The following is a 16996-nucleotide window of genomic DNA, read 5'->3' as shown; positions in this document are numbered from 1 at the left end:
TGTTATTCGACTCAAACAGCAGGAGGTGGTAGCATTGGGAAGTTGAGATTACTTATGAACGGCAGAATAGCTAATATCCTACATTTTCGAAGGAGGTGGACCTATTTGCCGAACAATTCCGGCGAATAGGAAGAACAGTTGGGTGACCCCTTACCGAGCATTATGAGTTTGGTCTTAATTGGTTTACTGGTATTAATGAATGGTTTCTTTGTCTCAGCAGAATTTGCAATGGTGAAGGTTCGAAGCAGTCGAATTGAGGCTTTGGTAGAAGCAGGCAATCGAAATGCAAAATATGCATCTAACATTATACGTAATCTGGATGCTTACTTGTCCGCTTGTCAACTCGGCATTACTTTGGCTTCCCTGGGGCTTGGTTGGCTAGGAGAGCCTGTCATTGCACGACTGTTGGAGCCTGTATTTTCCGCTATTGGACTGGGTCCGGTATATGTACATGGCATTTCGATTGTCATTGCATTTGTTATTATTACAATTTTGCATATTGTTCTGGGAGAATTGGCGCCCAAAACGATGGCCATTCGCAAGTCGGAAACGATCACACTGTGGTCTGCGGCTCTGCTGACGTATTTTTACAAATTAATGTACCCGTTCATCTGGGTGCTGAACGGCATGGCTAATGGATTACTCAGACTATTTCGCATGGCGCCTGCCTCGGAGATCGACGATGCACACAGTGAAGATGAAATACGTATTCTTATGAAAGAAAGCAATAAGAGCGGTTTAATTGATAATACTGAATTAGCACTTGTTGATAATATATTTGATTTTACGGATACAACCGCCCGTGAAATTATGATTCCGCGGACGGAAATGATCTGTCTTAATGCCAATCAGTCCATGCTGGAAAATATGGAGATCGCAAGTGAAAGCATGCGAACCCGATATCCGGTATATAACGGAGATAAGGATCATATTATCGGCTTTATCCACATTAAGGACCTGATGCGATCTCAGCTAACGGATACCATATCTGTGATTCGTCCGATTTTGGCCGTGCCGGACACGACGCTGATTAGCGATCTACTGAAGCGCATGCAGCGCAGTAAAACACAGATTGCTATTCTTATCGACGAATACGGAGGAACTTCGGGTATGGTTACGCTTGAGGATATCATGGAAGAGATTGTTGGTGAAATTCAGGATGAATTCGACCAAGAGCGTCCAATGATTGAACAAGTGAATGAGATGGAATATTCGATTGATGGATTAATGTTAATCGAAGAAGTCAGTGAACGATTCGGCATCGAGATGGATCGAACGGATTACGATACGATCGGTGGATGGTTATATTCCAGAGTGGATGCGATTCCGCCTGAAGTGGGGCAAACCGTTGAACATAATGGATATCTGTTTGTGATTGAGGAGACGGAACAAAAGCGAATCTCGCGTGTACAAGTGGTGAAGCTTGAGATGCTGGTTGAAGAAGAAGGAGCGTAGTTCCTCTATTCCTCTACTAGCTTGGAATTCACTTAAGAGAACAGTGACCTATTCAGGGTCTAAGATTCGGGCAATTATACTGTTGGATTCATACGCAATTTTATTGGAAATATAAAGGACGCTTCCGATCGTGAATCGGAGCGTCCTGTTTTTTTGAAACCAGTCATCCGTTAAGTTCGTTTATTAGATGAATACAAAAAAATGGAGGAGGAATGATGATGACGAATGCCCGAAGATGGGACAAAAAAATAATTCGTACTCCACTCTTGAAAATAGCCGTTGTTCTTGTTTTGGCAACACCGATCCTTCTTGTCTTGCCTACAAGTTTGTCCGCAGCTGCAAGTCCAATTATGAACGTGACGTCTGGTGCCCGAACAGCTCCGCCGCCGCTCGAACCTCACAGGCACTCGCTTCAATCGAAGGCTGCCCAACCCGTACATATTTATCAGGCCACAAATTCGTTAACACGTGGAGAGGGTCTCCATGCGATTGTAAAAACAACAACAATGACTTATAAAGAGATGAAAAAGCTGTCTGTGAATTATCGTTTGGAGCGTTGGACAGGAACAGCCTGGGTAACCTTTATAGGCAGCTCCTCAACGGATACAAAAACAAATGTCCTTCGATCAAGTTCGGATTGGGAGGTCATTACTGGTTATTATTATCGTGTCGTTAGTATTCATACAGCTAATGATGGAACGACGTCCGGTCAGTCCATCCAAACTTCACCTAGCGTGTTGTTTTAATTTAATTTTGTTTTGCAGGAGAGTTCTGCTCCACAAAATCATTAGCAATAGCAATCATTTCTTCTTCAGTCACACTTCCAAACAGGCTCATACTTAGAGAACCCGTCACCCACTGAATGGAATTGAAAGGGGGACCAACATACACCAGCGCTTCACTATCATCGATGAGCTTCACAGTTTCACTTTTCTGTAGTGGCGTCTTCTCGATCGACTGTCCCGGCTTAACATATTCATAATCAAACTGTATAAGCTCTTCCGAATCGTTTTTGCCCTGGATGGAATATTTCACTCTCATCATATCGGACTCGTAAAAGTTGTCTGGATTTTCTGGATTATCCGTGTCCAGCATGAGTTCGTATTTTACCTTATTAAAACGAGCAGGGATGGCTTTGGATAAAATGAATTTCCCCAGAAATCCATCTCGAGCGATCTCTTCAGTGACAGCAACTGGACGATAAAAATGACTATCGAGTTCAAAAGCTGGAATGCCTGCCGCCTCATCAGTAATAACATGGCTAGACTCACGATCGGGTGGCGGAGGCGTTTTGGCGGTAGAAGGATCAGGACTAAGATCGACAGATCGCTCCTCAACCATGATGGATTTCATGCCATTGCCCCATTCTTTGATGGACTGAACAAGAGGGGATATCGCTTGTGTACCAGATGGCAGACTGAAAATAACAGCACCAATCGCTACGGAAGCAGCAACAACGGCCGAAAGCTTGAAAGTACGCATTCTTCGTTTATGGGCACCAAGTCTTTCAATCTCTTTCTGTACCTTTTGCCAGGATTGTTGCATAGATCTGGTAGGAGAGGCAGAAGGGGAGGAGGCAGCTTGCTCGAATGCTTCATCAAAAGCCTGCTCAAACGCCGCATCAAAATACTCATTGTATAGGCCTGAGTCCAAGTGTTCTTCAAGCTTATTTGGCTTGCCTCTGTTCAATACTTCCACCCCATTCTTTATGTAATTTCTTCTTGATACTGCCACGGGCTCGGAATAAACGCTGCTTCACAATGTCCTCTGTCGTATCTAAACATTCAGCGATTTCTCGATAGGATAAGCCTTCCTTCCAACGCATCTCAATCAACACGCGGTATTCGGGCTTCAACTGTGAAAGGTAGTGCTCAATAGACTCTTGCATCATCTGTGTCTCAACAATGCTTTCAACCGAGGCAGATGTTTGATTACGTGTCTCTATATCTGTAAAAACACTATCTGTATCCAGTTGGTTACGGTTATTTTTATTTTTTCGCAAATAATTAATTGCCGTATTGCGTGTGACAACTTTGAGCCAAGCTCTGAGTTTAACCTCATCTTCGAAGAGGGGTTTATTTTTAATGATTTTGATAAAAGCCTCTTGAATGATATCTTCAGCAGCTGCGCGTTCCTTGATAATATAGACGATCAGTCCATACACCATATTATAATATTCATAATATACCTCTTCCTGAAGTCCCGATCCTAATTGATGGAAATCTGAGGCGAGTAAAAGCTGGAGCCGATTGGCCATGGTGCTCTCCTTTCTGGTCAACAGTCCACAAACATTGGTATCATTACATTTTACAACAGAATATGGAAACCTTACAATGTCCGTTAGACCTGTTTAGCGTCCTGAAATGAGAGAGTTCAACTCCAGTCTAAAGTTTGCTGAAAAACAAAAAACAGGCGGTCTTGCAAACCATGGAATCCATAGCAGCAAAACCGTCTGTTCGTTGAGATATAGATAAAAAAACTTAATGTGTTGAATGATTTAGAACGCCCAGTTCCCATTCAGGAAGATTGGTTCTTCGGTACCATCCGAAGTTACACCATAGATGTTCATCTCGCCGGAACCAATCATGAAATCGACGTGGGTCAAACTGGAGTTCATCCCGTGTTCAATCAGTTCTTCCTTCGACATCGATTTGCCGCCTTCCAGACAGAAAGCATAGGCATTTCCGATCGCCAAGTGATTGGATGCATTTTCATCAAACAATGTATTGTAGAACAGAATGTTCGTGTCCGAAATCGGAGATTTGTGCGGCACAAGGGCAACCTCACCCAGATAATGTGAACCTTCATCCATTTCGATGAGATTTTTCAGCGCATCCAGTCCTTGTTCAGCTGTGTAATCAACAATGCGTCCGTTCTCGAAGGTGAGAGAGAAACCGTCAATCAGATTACCACCGTAACTGAGCGGTTTCGTGCTCCGAACTGTACCATTAACGCCTGTTTTAAGCGGTGCAGTAAATACTTCTTCAGTAGGCATATTCGCAATAAAGACATGTCCTTGCTCATTCACGCTGCCGCCAGATACCCAAATATGACCCTCTGGAAGCTCAATAGTCAAATCTGTATCTGGGGCGGTATAGTGAAGCTTTTTATATTTTTTGCTGTTCAGCAGGTCTGCACGTGAATCAAGGTTATGCAGGTGAGTTTTCCATTCTGCGACAGCGTCTTTTTCTCCAATCCGTACTGTTTTGAAAATAACATCCCATAGTCGATCTACTTGCTGTTCTTCAGGGAGATCAGGGAATACTTTTGCGGCCCACTCAGGGGAAGGAACGGCGACAATTGACCAACTGAATTTGTCTGCCATTTGATACGCGCGATATTTCTCCAGCGCTTTACCACGTACTTTCTGGCTAGTTACGATACGCTCCTGAGCAACACCGTTCAGCAAATCAGGATTTTCAGCGATGACATGCAGAACGGCCGCACCTTGCTCAACGAGTTCAGTCATCTCACCTGCAAACCATTTGGGCTCAATAGAGAACGCTTCATCTGGAGCCAAATCATAGTGAAGACGGGTAACCGTCTCGTCGCTCCAGTTGACTTTAACTAATTTCGCACCTGTATTGTATGCGGCTTTAACAATTAATCGTACAAAGTGAGCCGCCGTAATCGGCGCATTCACCACAAGGGTCTGACCAGGGTGTATATTGACCCCTACTTTGACAGCGAGTTCAGCATATTGCTGCAGGTTTGATTCAAAATTGTTCATGCTAAATTTACCTCCAATGTGATATAAATATCGTAGCTGGCTGTCTATATCGTCCTCTTTGAAGTATTATGAGGATTTGGCATAGGGCCTTCATATGAATAATGTATACGTTACTACGATATATATTGTACAATTAACCAATAATAATTACCAAACAGCTTTGCCAGAAATTTAGAGAAAAACCCCAATTTTTGATTTGGACCCTCTTAGGGAATGATTTTTGGAGAAAAGCTTTGAATGAAAGATTAAAAGGAGAGTATGAAAGTGAAAATCGAAATTATGCGAGCAGAGATGCATCGTGAGGATGAAAAAAGTTTCGTAGGAAGTACTGTATTCAAGGCAGACGGTAATAAGTCTGTATATGAAGTTACGTTCATGAGCAAGAACGGGAAGGATTGGGACTACAGTTTGCACTTCACCGAACAATCTGGTGACGAAGAAGAATTGCTCAAAATGGACGAGCTTTTGGAGAACGATGACGATCTTTACAATCAATTACTGGATGCGGCTCTGGATGCTTATCCGGCTTGATTATTGGCTAGATTTTTGTTCTATAGTATGAAATACGTGATTATACTAGACGGTGTATTCCCTGAAAAGGTAATGCGCCGTTTTATTTTATTTTTCTCATCCCGAATAGATGATTCAGAAAAGGGAAGTCTACGGAATGAACAAAACCAGAGAGACAATTCGCCTGATGGGAGGTAACCGTGAATGGCATTTGACAATCTGATTACATCAGGAATGACTAGCGTCGAGAATATTGCTCCTGATATTTTGAGCTTGCGTACCCTTTTTGTGAATGTTGTGTTCATTGGAGATCCGGGTAGCAGAAACTGGGTTCTTGTGGACACAGGTATGCCGAAATTCACCAATCATATTGTTGATGTGGCAACCGAGCGTTTTCAAGGTCCACCGTCTGCCATTATTTTAACTCATGGTCATTTTGATCATGTGGGGACGGTCATTGAACTGGAACAATTCTGGGGAGTACCCGTGTATGCACATCCATTTGAAATCCCATATCTGACGGGTTTGAAAAATTATCCCCCGGCAGACCCATCCGTAGGGGGAGGTCTCATGGCGCGTTTGTCATTTGCGTATCCTAACGAGGCGATTAATCTAGATGATCGGGTGTTCAGTCTACCCCAAGATCACTCTGTACCTGGTTTGACGGGATGGAGATGGTTACATACACCTGGTCATACGCCTGGGCATATCTCTCTATTTCGTGAATCAGATCGGCTGCTGGTTGCCGGTGATGCAATTGTCACAGTGAAGCAAGAGTCGCTCTGGAGTGTTCTGCTTCAGGACAAACAGCTACATGGCCCTCCTGCGTATTTTACAACGGACTGGCAAGCCGCTCATCGATCTGTGCACTATATCCGGACGCTCGACCCCAAGATGGCTGTAACGGGACATGGGCATGCGCTGAGCGGGGAGATGCTGCATGAATCGCTCAGAGCACTTGATCAGCATTTTGAAGAAGACGTAGTACCGGATCATGGGAAATACGTGGAATGAGATAAAGACGTTCACCTTCTCCTTATGAAGAAGTTGTTACTGAAGAGTTTTAAATTAAATCAAGACAGCCTTCATGCGAAGAGCTGTCTTTTTATTTTGTATTCTTGTTTAATTTGTTCTTGATCTCAGATTGTTATTTTATACGTAATCATGATATAGTCGAGCCGTATAATATATAACCTTAGTATGCAGGAGGTACATATAACGATGACACATCAGAATACAGCTTTTGAAGAACAATTTGGCGGCATTCCTGCGGTGTGGCTGCGCTATAGTTCATTCGAGGCAGCAGTGATTCCTAGCGTAGGTGCAAATTTGGTTGCTTTTCGGGATACAGAAAAAGGGTACAGCTACCTGAGAGAGCCAGATCAGGATCAGATGGATGAATTTCTGGCCGCTCCTGCTGTGTATGGTATTCCGATTCTATCACCGCCAAATCGCTATGAAGACGGTCGTTTCCCATGGAATGGCAAAGTCTATCAGCTTCCCATCAATGAACCTGCAACGGGAAACCACTTGCATGGATTTTTACATGATGTGGCGTGGACGGTAGAAGGATATGGATCGAATGAACTTGAGAGTTATGTCACACTCAGCCAAATTGTCGGAGAAGGCCATCCTTTTTACAAATACTTGCCGTTTAATTTTATTGTAACGCTTCGTTATTCGTTGAGTAGCCATGGTCTGCAACAACAGTTGATCGTAAATAATACGGGTTCAGAATATATGCCGAACCTGTTCGCTTTCCATACTGCGATCAAAGTTCCTTTTGCACCGGATAGCAAATCTTCGGATTATACGGCCAAAGTAACCATTGGTCAGCGCCGTGAATTAAACGAGCGTTCTCTGCCGACAGGACAATTTCAACCGCTTACACCGGAAGAAGAACAGCTCAAACAGCGCGGAGTTAATCCGTTTTTTGCAGCGATGGATAATCACTATACTGCTGAGCCACAGAATGGCCGTAATTTCATGGAACTGACCGATCATCGTACAGGAGACAAGCTGGTGTACGATGTAGGTACGTCTTATAAACATTGGATGATCTGGAACAATAATGCTTGCAATGAATTTTTCTGTCCAGAACCACAGATGAATCTGGTCAATGCTCCGAACGTGGAAGGGATATCTGCAGAGGAGAGTGGTCTTATTGGATTGCAGCCAGGGGAACTGTTTGAACAGACCAGCCGTCTCTATCCAATTGCAGCTCAAAAATAGAACGGAAGCAGTTTTAAATTCACGTACAATCAGTCTATTTTGCGTAACGCTTACAATTTTGTCGAAAAGGTGAAAACTTGCTCGTGAATCATGTATAATATGACGAGATACACAAGCTTTCTAGAGACCCAGATCACATTTTGGAGGAGGACAAGCAAGTGGAATACCGCATTGAGAGAGATACGTTAGGCGAGATGAAAGTACCAGCCGACAGGCTGTGGGGCGCTCAGACGCAGCGCAGTAAGGAGAATTTCCCGATTGGACGCGAGCATATGCCGATGGAAGTGGTTCGCGCTCTAGCCATTTTGAAGAAAAGTGCTGCGGCCAGTAACCATAAATTAGGAAAGTTATCAGCGGCGAAAGCAGATGCTATTGCTTATGCGGCAGATGAGATAATTGCAGGACGTATTGATGATCACTTCCCATTGGTTGTATGGCAGACGGGTAGTGGTACACAGTCCAACATGAACGTGAATGAAGTCATCGCAAATCTTGGTAATCAGCTGCTGGAGCAAAAAGGTAAGGAAGAGCGCCTTCATCCAAATGATGATGTAAATATGTCGCAAAGCTCTAACGACACATTCCCAACAGCGTTGCACGTCGCGGGTGTTCTTGCTGTGGAAGATCAGTTACTGCCTGCAATTGCGGTATTAAAAGCGACTTTCACTGAAAAAGCTGAAGCATTTAAGGATATCATCAAAATTGGACGTACTCACCTTCAGGATGCGACGCCGATTACGCTAGGTCAAGAGATCAGCGGATGGGAAGCCATGCTAGGGAAAAGTGAACGCATGATTCGTGAAAGTGTCCAGTACATGAAGGAGCTTGCCATTGGTGGTACGGCGGTAGGAACCGGAATCAACGCACATCCTGACTTTGGTGATCTCACAGCCAAGGAGATTGGTAAACATACAGGCAAAGATTTCGTATCTGCGCCGAATAAATTCCATGCACTGACCAGCCATGACGAAGTAGTTTATGCTCACGGTGCAGTAAAAGCGCTTGCAGCGGATTTGATGAAAATTGCCAACGACGTGCGCTGGCTTGCAAGTGGTCCACGCAGCGGTCTCGGTGAGATTCGTATCCCTGAGAACGAGCCAGGCAGCTCGATTATGCCAGGTAAAGTGAACCCAACACAGAGCGAAGCAATCACAATGGTTGTGACACAAGTCATGGGTAACGATGCAGCGATCGGGTTTGCGGCGAGTCAAGGTAACTTTGAGCTTAACGTATTCAAGCCAGTTATCATCTATAACTTCTTACAATCTGTACAGTTGCTTGCTGACTCAATCGTTGCGTTTAATGACAAGTGCGCAGTAGGCATTGAGCCGAATCTGGATCAGATCAAACATAATCTGGATAACTCGCTCATGTTGGTGACTGCTCTGAATCCTCATATCGGATATGAGAATGCAGCCAAAATTGCAAAGCTTGCACATAAAGAAGGTTTGTCTCTGAAGGAAGCCGCATTACAGACGGGACTTCTTACAGAGGAGCAATTCGATCAATATGTAGACCCAGCCAAAATGATTGCACCAAAGGCCTAACTTATTAATCATATCTTCTTAGGAAGAAAATACGAAGAAAGTCCCGAAAAAACGATCTGCGGAAGCAGGTCGTTTTTCTCATGGGACATAGATTTTGCTTGTCATAAGATACCTATGCGGATAAAATACATATGCAACTGATTTCATAGCTTGAATATATTTGGAGGGTTCCACGTTGTCTAAAACGAGAAGATTTACGATACGCTCCAAAATTGTTTTGGGCTATCTTGTAGTTGTACTCTTATTTGGCGTAGTGCTGGTGGTACTTTCAGCCCAAATTAATGTATTACAAAAAGAGAATGATTTTATCAGCCACCATGATCTAAACGTACATAATCTAACCAACGCCATTGAAAAAAACGTGCTAGATATGGAGACGGGACAGCGAGGATTCATGCTTACTGGGAAGGAGAGCTATCTTGAGCCTTATGATCAAGGACTATCCGAGTGGAAATCGAATTATGATCAGTTATACGCACTGATTAGTGATAATCCGGATCAGCAGCAGAGTTTACAAAATGTGAAATCCCATATCACCCGCTGGATTGACATTGCCGGCAAACGATCCATACAGATGAAACAAGAAGGGGATCAGGATAAGGCCATCTCATCTCTTGTTCGAACACGTATACGTTGCTTCAGATTGCCGCCTTTGGAGATATCGCTGATCGTTTGCTTCACCTCTTGAATAGTTCTCACGATGGTGCCGGACACAATCAATGCGGCAGCAATGGATAGCGCCGAGATTACACCCCATAGCGTATACATAATTGTGAGCAAAGTAGAGCTACGTTTCGCCAAAACCTGTACCCTTGCATCTGTTAGCATGGTCTCCGTGTTGCGGAAGGCGGCGAGCTGGGAACGAAGCAGATCCATTTCGATTTTCCCGGGATCTGTTGCAAAAAAAGCGAGCGACCTCGGACATGAGACAAATCAATTACTGGACGAAGTACAGGAACAAAACCGTGTGAAGGATCAACTCACGGGAATTGCCAAGGTTTTGCAGAACCCAATGAACCTTGATGAGTTGTCTCGTTGTTTCTTGAGCGAGTTAGCAGCTGGAGAGACAACCGTTTAGTGCGTGTTGCTGCTTATGCAGGGGAAGGAGAGAAGGAACGTTCTCTCGGGAAAATATCGATTGCACCCGGCGAAGGATTGGTCGGTCAGAGTGCAATGGAGCAGCGGGTCCTGCGTATGAATGATCTACCTCAGAATTACATCCGAATTTCTTCCGGGCTAGGGCATACTTCAGCGAGTTCACTGACGGTTGTGCCTATTCTCTTCGAGGGGAGAACAGTTGGTGTTATGGAACTCGCTTCAATGAAGCCTTTATCGGAGAAGGCACTGGAAGTCATCAAGGAATTAACTGTGATCTTTGGTGTGTCGCTTCATTCCACCGTTACCCGAATGGAGCTTCAGCATCTTTATGATGAATCACAGGCCATGAACGAAGAGTTACAAGCACAATCAGAGAAATTACAGCTGCAAGCGGAAGAGCTATATATCTTGAACGAACGTTTGGAGTCTCAGAAGGGCGCAGCGGAGAGCGCCGCGCAAGAGCTTGCGGTAGCCGCAGATCAGCTGCGAATCAGTTCGGGATACAAATCCGAATTTCTGGCGAACATGTCGCATGAACTGCGTACCCCTCTCAACAGCATGCTGATTCTGTCAGAAATTCTGGCTGAAAACAAGCATCATCATTTAAGTGCCGAAGAACAGAACTATGCAGCTGTCATCTATAGATCTGGTAAAGACTTGCTGAACCTGATTAACGATATTCTTGACCTGTCTAAGGTGGAGGCAGGGCAGATGGAAGTGGAATTTAGCGATGTTCATCTGAACACATTGCCCGAAATCATGAATCAGTACTTTTTGAAAACGGCGGAGCAGAAAAAAATAGACTTCCGTATTCAATTACAAAGCCCGCTTCCAGCTACGATTGAAACAGATGAGATGAGGTTGCATCAGATTCTTAGAAATCTGCTGTCGAACGCCTTCAAATTCACTAACGAGGGTGAAGTTGCGCTGACGATTTCTCAAATGCGCCTGGCAGACCCCGCTCATATGGGTCAGGAAACAGACGTCATTGCATTTTCCATTAGTGATACCGGGATTGGCATCGAAGAAGAAAAGTTGCTGCAGATTTTTGAGGCATTTAAACAGGCTGATGGTGCAACTGCGCGGAAATACGGCGGCACGGGACTGGGACTATCGATCTCTCAATCACTGGCTACATTGCTGGGCGGCTCAATCTCGGCAGCAAGTCGAGTAGGACAAGGTAGTGTGTTTACATTGTTTCTGCCCCTACGTCAAGAGGATGTTGCAATCCATCCTGAGCAAGGCTCCAGGTTATTCATTGATGAGGCACATAATACGGATTCAGTGAATGAGAATATTCCTTCAGCACCTCAAATGGAGATGGAAATGAAAGAGTTGGAACAGTGGCTAACACCTCTGGAGGAATCGCTACTTAAGGGACGACAGGTTCTTGTTGTGGATGATGATATTCGTAACGTTTATGCGCTAGCGAATGCACTGGAGCACTATGGGATGAATGTAATCTCTGCTCAGGATGGAACCGAATGTCTGCAGTTACTGGAGCAAGGAGGACTTAAGCCGGACATCATTCTGATGGATATCATGATGCCGGAGCTGGACGGGTATGAAACAACTCGCCACATTCGTAATCGTCTCGGCTTGAAGGAGATTCCGATCATTGCATTGACGGCAAAAGCGATGAAAGAAGATCGGGAGAAATGTATTGCCGCCGGAGCAACAGACTATCTCAGCAAACCGCTCAATATTAAAGATGTCATCTCCCGTATGAAATTATGGATGAATCACGAAAAGATGGGCATTTGATAATTTGATTTGGACCTATTTTCCGATGAGAGCATGATGATGTTGTCATAGGAGATAGGTTTTTTTATTTAAATTTTAGGTACAATTACAAGACTTAAAAAGTCATGATCTTCTTAAAAAAATCGTATTTCATACCATAAATTGAATCGTTTTCGAACATTTATGGAAAAATAGTACTCTTACTCGGATTAGATCATTACACCTTTTAGACGGGGATATTATTCACTCGGAATAACCATATATTTACAACATTTGAAACTCGTGATATGTTTGTTTTGAAAGCGTCATCATGATTAGAAATGTGCACATTTCGCTCTCATATTTCAGTTGGAAAGGGAGATGGAAATGAGGATCGGAATGAAAATGGATTGGAGAAGAAAGGTTCAACAAGTGTTTGTAGTCATGCTGATGAATACATTACTGATTGGAACGTTCGCAGTGCCCACATCTTTAACTGCTCATGCTGATGCACCACTGTTTACCATGGAGGGTGAGAATGCAGAATTAAGCTCGGAGTTGCAGGTCGTTACCCAAATTTACGGGCAGCCTAAGCCTGGTTATTCAGGCAGCGGTTTTGTCTGGATGCAAGGCTCAGGTACGATCACATTCGAAGTGACAGTCCCCGAAACGGGAATGTACAGCATCTCCACTCGTTATATGCAGGAGCTTAGCCCAGATGGCAGACTTCAATATTTAGCGGTTAACGGAGTGACCAAAGGTTCTTATATGCTTCCGTATACGACGACATGGTCCGACTATGATTTTGGTTTTCACAAACTAAATAAGGGAATCAACAAGATTCAGTTAAAAGCTGGCTGGGGGTATGCTTACTTTGATATGTTCACAGTTGATTATGCCGATCTTGACCCCCTTAATGTACAACCTGTGCTTACGGATTCTCAGGCCACACCAGAAACTCAAAAACTGATGAACTATTTAACGGAGGTATATGGAGAAAAAATTATTTCGGGTCAACAGGAGATTTATGGAGGAGGAAATGATGGAGATTCCGAGCTGGAGTTTGAGTGGATTCATGATTTGACAGGAAAATATCCGGCCATTCGCGGTTTTGATTTGATGAACTATAACCCGCTCTATGGCTGGGAGGATGGTACAACCGCTCGAATGATGGATTGGGTGAATAACCGCGGAGGCATTGCTACTGCATCTTGGCATATCAATGTGCCTCGTAACTTCAATACGTATCAGCTTGGTGACTTTGTGGATTGGAAAGAGGCGACCTACAAACCAACCGAAACGAATTTTGATACAGCGAAAGCCGTAATTCCGGGTACAAAAGAATATCAGTATGTGATGATGACGATTGCGGATCTTGCAGAGCAGCTCCAGATTTTACAGGACAACAACGTCCCAGTCATTTTCCGTCCTTACCATGAAGCCGAGGGGAACGGAGGATTGAATGGCGAGGGTGCATGGTTCTGGTGGGCTTCAGGTGGAGCAGATGTGTATAAAAAGTTGTGGGATATGCTCTATACCGAGCTGACCGAAACCTATGATCTGCATAATCTGATCTGGACGTACAATAGCTATGTGTATAGTACTTCGCCAGCCTGGTATCCGGGAGACGATCAGGTGGATCTGATAGGTTACGACAAATACAATACGATCTATAACCGTTACGATGGATTGTCGGGAGTGCCGAACGAGGATGCCATCACCTCCATTTTCTATCAGCTAGTGAACCTGACGAAGGGGAAAAAGATGGTCGCAATGACGGAGAACGATACGATTCCAAGTGTGAAGAATCTGACGGAGGAAAAGGCTGGCTGGCTCTACTTCTGTCCGTGGTACGGCGAACATCTGATGAGCGATGCATTTAATTATCCCGCCACGTTAAAAACACTCTATCAGAGCGATTATGTCATCACTCTGGATGAGTTACCGGATCTTAAGGTGAACCAGCCTAATCCCAATCCAAGTGCAGTCATCTCACCTGGAAGTGCAAATTTTGATAAGGAAGCAAATAGCGCACAGGATATCCCAATCTCACTCACCTTGAACGGACATCAACTTACAGGCATTTCGAATGGAGGAGTGAGTCTTGTATCAAATGAGCATTATACGGTGTCTGGAGCAACAGTAGTGCTAAAGAAAAACTACCTGACTACACTACCTTTGGGTCAAGTGAGTCTAACCTTTCATTTTAATGGTGGTAATGATGCCATACTTAAGTTGAATGTGGTGGATAGTTCAGTTGTTGTTGTACCACCTGACAGTAACTTAACGATCCAGGCTTATAACGGGAATACAAGTGCTTCGACTAATGGTATTGCCCCCAAGTTCAAGCTAATCAATTCCGGAAATACAGCTATTAACCTGAATGATGTGAAAGTGCGATATTATTATACGGTCAATGGAGAGGAAGCACAGACTTTCTGGTCAGACTGGGCGAGCATTGGAAGTGCTAACGTAACTAGTCAGTTCGTTAAGCTGACGACTCCTGTGAGTGGGGCTGACTATTATGTTGAGGTGGGATTCAAAAATAGTGCTGGCACATTGAATCCAGGTGAAAGTGCTGAGATTCAGGGACGCTTTTCCAAAAATAACTGGTCTAATTACAATCAGACGGATGATTATTCTTTTATGGCAACGGGCAATCAATATGCCAATCAGAACAAAGTTACTGGATATATAAACAATCAATTAGTATGGGGAATGGAACCTTAAACGGTACAAATAACAAGGCTGGGTTAAGTTCTTTTTGGACTGATTCAGCCTTTTTTTATATTTCAAGTTTAGAAACAGGTCTTAGGAAGAAAATTTTTTGAAAACGGGAAAGAGATTATATGTTAAAAGTTTTATATCAATGATTATTGAAAAGGAACTTAGTTACCATAAATAAAGTTATGTAAACTCATATTTTTCGATATCCTTTATAGACTGTATCTATGACTTTGTTAAAGTCTAAAGACCTGATTAATATTTAAAACTAACTCTTTTGAAATCATTGAGATACTGAATTTATACCTTAACCATGGATATTGAATTCCATTATATAGAAATTTAAGTTTGGAAGTTATACATCCGAAATCGTTATCGATTTTTAGAGAATAAAAGCTCTTTCCAGGGTCGGTTTTTGTTCAAAGCCAAGCTCAGGCCTAGGTTTATAATAACCAAACTGTGCAGCAAAATGGCACCATCCTCGGATCATGTAAACGAAGAGGACAGGATATTGATAATTGGAAAAAATATTAATGTTTGAACGAGAAAAAGGAAGTCATCCAAGCTCAAATGAAGAGTCTAAAACGATAGAAATCAGATTATTAATAAATAGTAAAATAAGTAAAAAAATCGAGTGAAGGCTGCTGCTAAGCCATTTTTAGATCAATTCGATATGGATTTGCGATAGATTTCAGCTGATCTTCACGTTATGCTGTGGAAAACCAGAAGGGAAGTGACAACCATGGAACGCGAACTGGCGTTGGAAATTGTCCGAGTAACAGAATTGGCAGCTTTGGCTTCAGCCCCTTGGATGGGAAGAGGCGACAAGAATAGTGCAGATGAAGCCGCTACACTGGCCATGCGTGCCATGTTCGATTCCGTGTCCATTCGAGGCACGGTCGTGATTGGGGAAGGTGAGATGGATGAAGCCCCAATGTTGTACATCGGCGAAGAAGTCGGAAATGCAGAAGGACCAGAGGTTGACGTTGCTGTTGATCCATTAGAAGGTACAGAGATTGTAGCCAAAGGACTGAACAATGCCTTGTCGGTCATAGCAGTGGCTGTAAAAGGAAATCTACTCCATGCTCCCGACATGTATATGGAGAAGCTGGCAGTCGGGCCAGCACTAGTAGGCAAAGTCAGCATCGAAGATCCGGTTGAGGTGACGCTGCAAAAGGCTGCTGCTGCTCTAAACAAAAATATATCTGATCTTACGGTGATGATTCTTGATCGCGTGCGGCATGAGAGTACCATCAAGGCTCTGCGTAACGTTGGCGTACGGATTAAATTCCTGAGTGATGGCGATGTTGCTGGAGCAATGGCTCCAGCCTTCCCGGAAGCAGGTATCGACCTGTATGTTGGCTCAGGCGGAGCACCGGAAGGTGTACTAGCGGCAGCAGCGCTGTCATGCCTCGGAGGCGAGATTCAAGGGCGTTTGATGCCTGCCAATGCAGATGAGTTCCAACGCTGCTTGCAGATGGGAATTGATAACCCTTACAAAGTGTTAACGATGGAGGACATGATCGGTACGGAGGATGTTATTTTCGCTGCAACGGGCGTTACGCCTGGTGAAATTCTGGGTGGTGTACGTTATCTTGCAGATGACCGGGCCGAGACCGATTCGATTGTCATGCGCGCCAAAACCAAAACCATTCGTTATATCCGTTCCCAGCATTTTCTACCAAACAAGGAAGTACTGCATAAGGTTCGCAAGCTCCAAGCGTCTTCTGAGCCATCGAATCCTGTTCGCAAATTGACTAAAGCGATGGAACAAGCCGAATTCATCCAGTCTGCCATAGAACCAATTGGAACAACGAATGCATGAGACACTTCTTTGTCAGCCAATCGGAAGACTACAACCAGAGCAAGACAACAATAGAATCAGAGCAAGGCAACAGCAGAATATTATAGTTCCGCAGTGGGACCTCGAATCGCAGTACTGCTGACGATAGAGCTTTAACTGGATACAACATATAAT

General features: G+C 43.9%; 14 protein-coding genes. 11 read left to right on the top strand and 3 right to left on the bottom strand.

Annotated features, from left to right (window positions below; translation table 11 throughout):
• Nucleotides 1–162 precede the first annotated feature (162 nt).
• Nucleotides 163–1455, top strand: a complete 1293-nt coding sequence (locus PQG66_RS07100; RefSeq protein WP_272036747.1) for a hemolysin family protein — start codon at nt 163–165, stop codon at nt 1453–1455.
• A gap of 212 nt (nt 1456–1667) precedes the next feature.
• The gene (locus PQG66_RS07095; protein ID WP_272036745.1) at nt 1668–2201 is read left to right on the top strand and encodes a hypothetical protein; all 534 of its coding nucleotides are present in this window, start codon (nt 1668–1670) and stop codon (nt 2199–2201) included.
• A 1-nt stretch (nt 2202) separates the two neighbouring features.
• Here the strand turns inward: PQG66_RS07095 and PQG66_RS07090 are convergent, their stop codons facing one another.
• From PQG66_RS07090 to PQG66_RS07080, 3 genes are all read right to left on the bottom strand, one after another.
• Nucleotides 2203–3144, bottom strand: coding sequence for a hypothetical protein (locus tag PQG66_RS07090; RefSeq protein WP_272036743.1), 942 nt, complete (start codon nt 3142–3144; stop codon nt 2203–2205).
• Nucleotides 3122–3712, bottom strand: coding sequence for an RNA polymerase sigma factor (locus PQG66_RS07085; protein WP_272036741.1), 591 nt, complete (start codon nt 3710–3712; stop codon nt 3122–3124). Before PQG66_RS07085 ends, PQG66_RS07090 begins: the two co-directional genes overlap by 23 nt.
• Nucleotides 3713–3952: 240 nt before the next feature.
• Complete coding sequence (locus tag PQG66_RS07080; RefSeq protein ID WP_272036739.1) at nt 3953–5185, bottom strand: aminopeptidase; 1233 nt, start codon at nt 5183–5185, stop codon at nt 3953–3955.
• Between the two features lie 264 nt (nt 5186–5449).
• Here PQG66_RS07080 and PQG66_RS07075 point away from each other — a divergent pair, with 264 nt between their 5' ends.
• The 9 genes from PQG66_RS07075 (at nt 5450) to glpX (ending at nt 16843) form a co-directional block, all read left to right on the top strand.
• Nucleotides 5450–5716: a hypothetical protein gene (locus PQG66_RS07075; protein ID WP_442955047.1), complete on the top strand. Its 267-nt coding sequence runs from the start codon at nt 5450–5452 to the stop codon at nt 5714–5716.
• A 183-nt stretch (nt 5717–5899) separates the two neighbouring features.
• A complete protein-coding gene (locus PQG66_RS07070; RefSeq protein ID WP_272036732.1) occupies nt 5900–6709 on the top strand; it encodes an MBL fold metallo-hydrolase in 810 nt (269 codons plus the stop codon).
• A gap of 207 nt (nt 6710–6916) precedes the next feature.
• Nucleotides 6917–7927, top strand: a complete 1011-nt coding sequence (locus PQG66_RS07065; protein WP_272036730.1) for an aldose 1-epimerase — start codon at nt 6917–6919, stop codon at nt 7925–7927.
• Between the two features lie 158 nt (nt 7928–8085).
• On the top strand, nt 8086–9474 hold the full coding sequence (gene fumC, locus PQG66_RS07060) for a class II fumarate hydratase (RefSeq protein ID WP_272036727.1): 1389 nt from the start codon (nt 8086–8088) through the stop codon (nt 9472–9474).
• 175 nt (nt 9475–9649) lie between these two features.
• Entirely contained in the window at nt 9650–10162 is a 513-nt protein-coding gene (locus tag PQG66_RS07055; protein WP_272036725.1) for a CHASE3 domain-containing protein, read from the top strand.
• Between the two features lie 12 nt (nt 10163–10174).
• Complete coding sequence (locus PQG66_RS07050) at nt 10175–10552, top strand: hypothetical protein (protein WP_272036723.1); 378 nt, start codon at nt 10175–10177, stop codon at nt 10550–10552.
• A complete protein-coding gene (locus PQG66_RS07045; protein WP_272036721.1) occupies nt 10510–12336 on the top strand; it encodes an ATP-binding protein in 1827 nt (608 codons plus the stop codon). The genes PQG66_RS07050 and PQG66_RS07045 overlap by 43 nt, the downstream gene beginning before the upstream one ends.
• A gap of 363 nt (nt 12337–12699) precedes the next feature.
• Entirely contained in the window at nt 12700–15024 is a 2325-nt protein-coding gene (locus PQG66_RS07040; RefSeq protein ID WP_442955046.1) for a glycosyl hydrolase, read from the top strand.
• 736 nt (nt 15025–15760) lie between these two features.
• Nucleotides 15761–16843, top strand: a complete 1083-nt coding sequence (gene glpX / locus PQG66_RS07035) for a class II fructose-bisphosphatase (protein WP_272036717.1) — start codon at nt 15761–15763, stop codon at nt 16841–16843.
• Nucleotides 16844–16996: the final 153 nt, after the last annotated feature.

This window comes from Paenibacillus sp. JJ-100 (assembly GCF_948329825.1).
GTDB lineage: Bacteria > Bacillota > Bacilli > Paenibacillales > Paenibacillaceae > Paenibacillus.
The sequence above is the reverse complement of the archived record's forward strand: the minus strand, read 5'-3'. Positions and strand labels throughout refer to the sequence as shown.

What these genes read in the sequence shown, in the direction of transcription:
- PQG66_RS07100 (WP_272036747.1), top strand. Translation starts at nt 163, where the DNA reads ATGAGTTTGGTCTTAATTGGTTTACTGGTATTAATGAATGGTTTCTTT.
- PQG66_RS07095 (WP_272036745.1), top strand. Translation starts at nt 1,668, where the DNA reads ATGATGATGACGAATGCCCGAAGATGGGACAAAAAAATAATTCGTACT.
- PQG66_RS07085 (WP_272036741.1), bottom strand. Translation starts at nt 3,712, where the DNA reads ATGGCCAATCGGCTCCAGCTTTTACTCGCCTCAGATTTCCATCAATTA.
- PQG66_RS07080 (WP_272036739.1), bottom strand. Translation starts at nt 5,185, where the DNA reads ATGAACAATTTTGAATCAAACCTGCAGCAATATGCTGAACTCGCTGTC.
- PQG66_RS07070 (WP_272036732.1), top strand. Translation starts at nt 5,900, where the DNA reads ATGGCATTTGACAATCTGATTACATCAGGAATGACTAGCGTCGAGAAT.
- PQG66_RS07065 (WP_272036730.1), top strand. Translation starts at nt 6,917, where the DNA reads ATGACACATCAGAATACAGCTTTTGAAGAACAATTTGGCGGCATTCCT.
- PQG66_RS07050 (WP_272036723.1), top strand. Translation starts at nt 10,175, where the DNA reads ATGGTGCCGGACACAATCAATGCGGCAGCAATGGATAGCGCCGAGATT.
- PQG66_RS07040 (WP_442955046.1), top strand. Translation starts at nt 12,700, where the DNA reads ATGGATTGGAGAAGAAAGGTTCAACAAGTGTTTGTAGTCATGCTGATG.
- glpX (WP_272036717.1), top strand. Translation starts at nt 15,761, where the DNA reads ATGGAACGCGAACTGGCGTTGGAAATTGTCCGAGTAACAGAATTGGCA.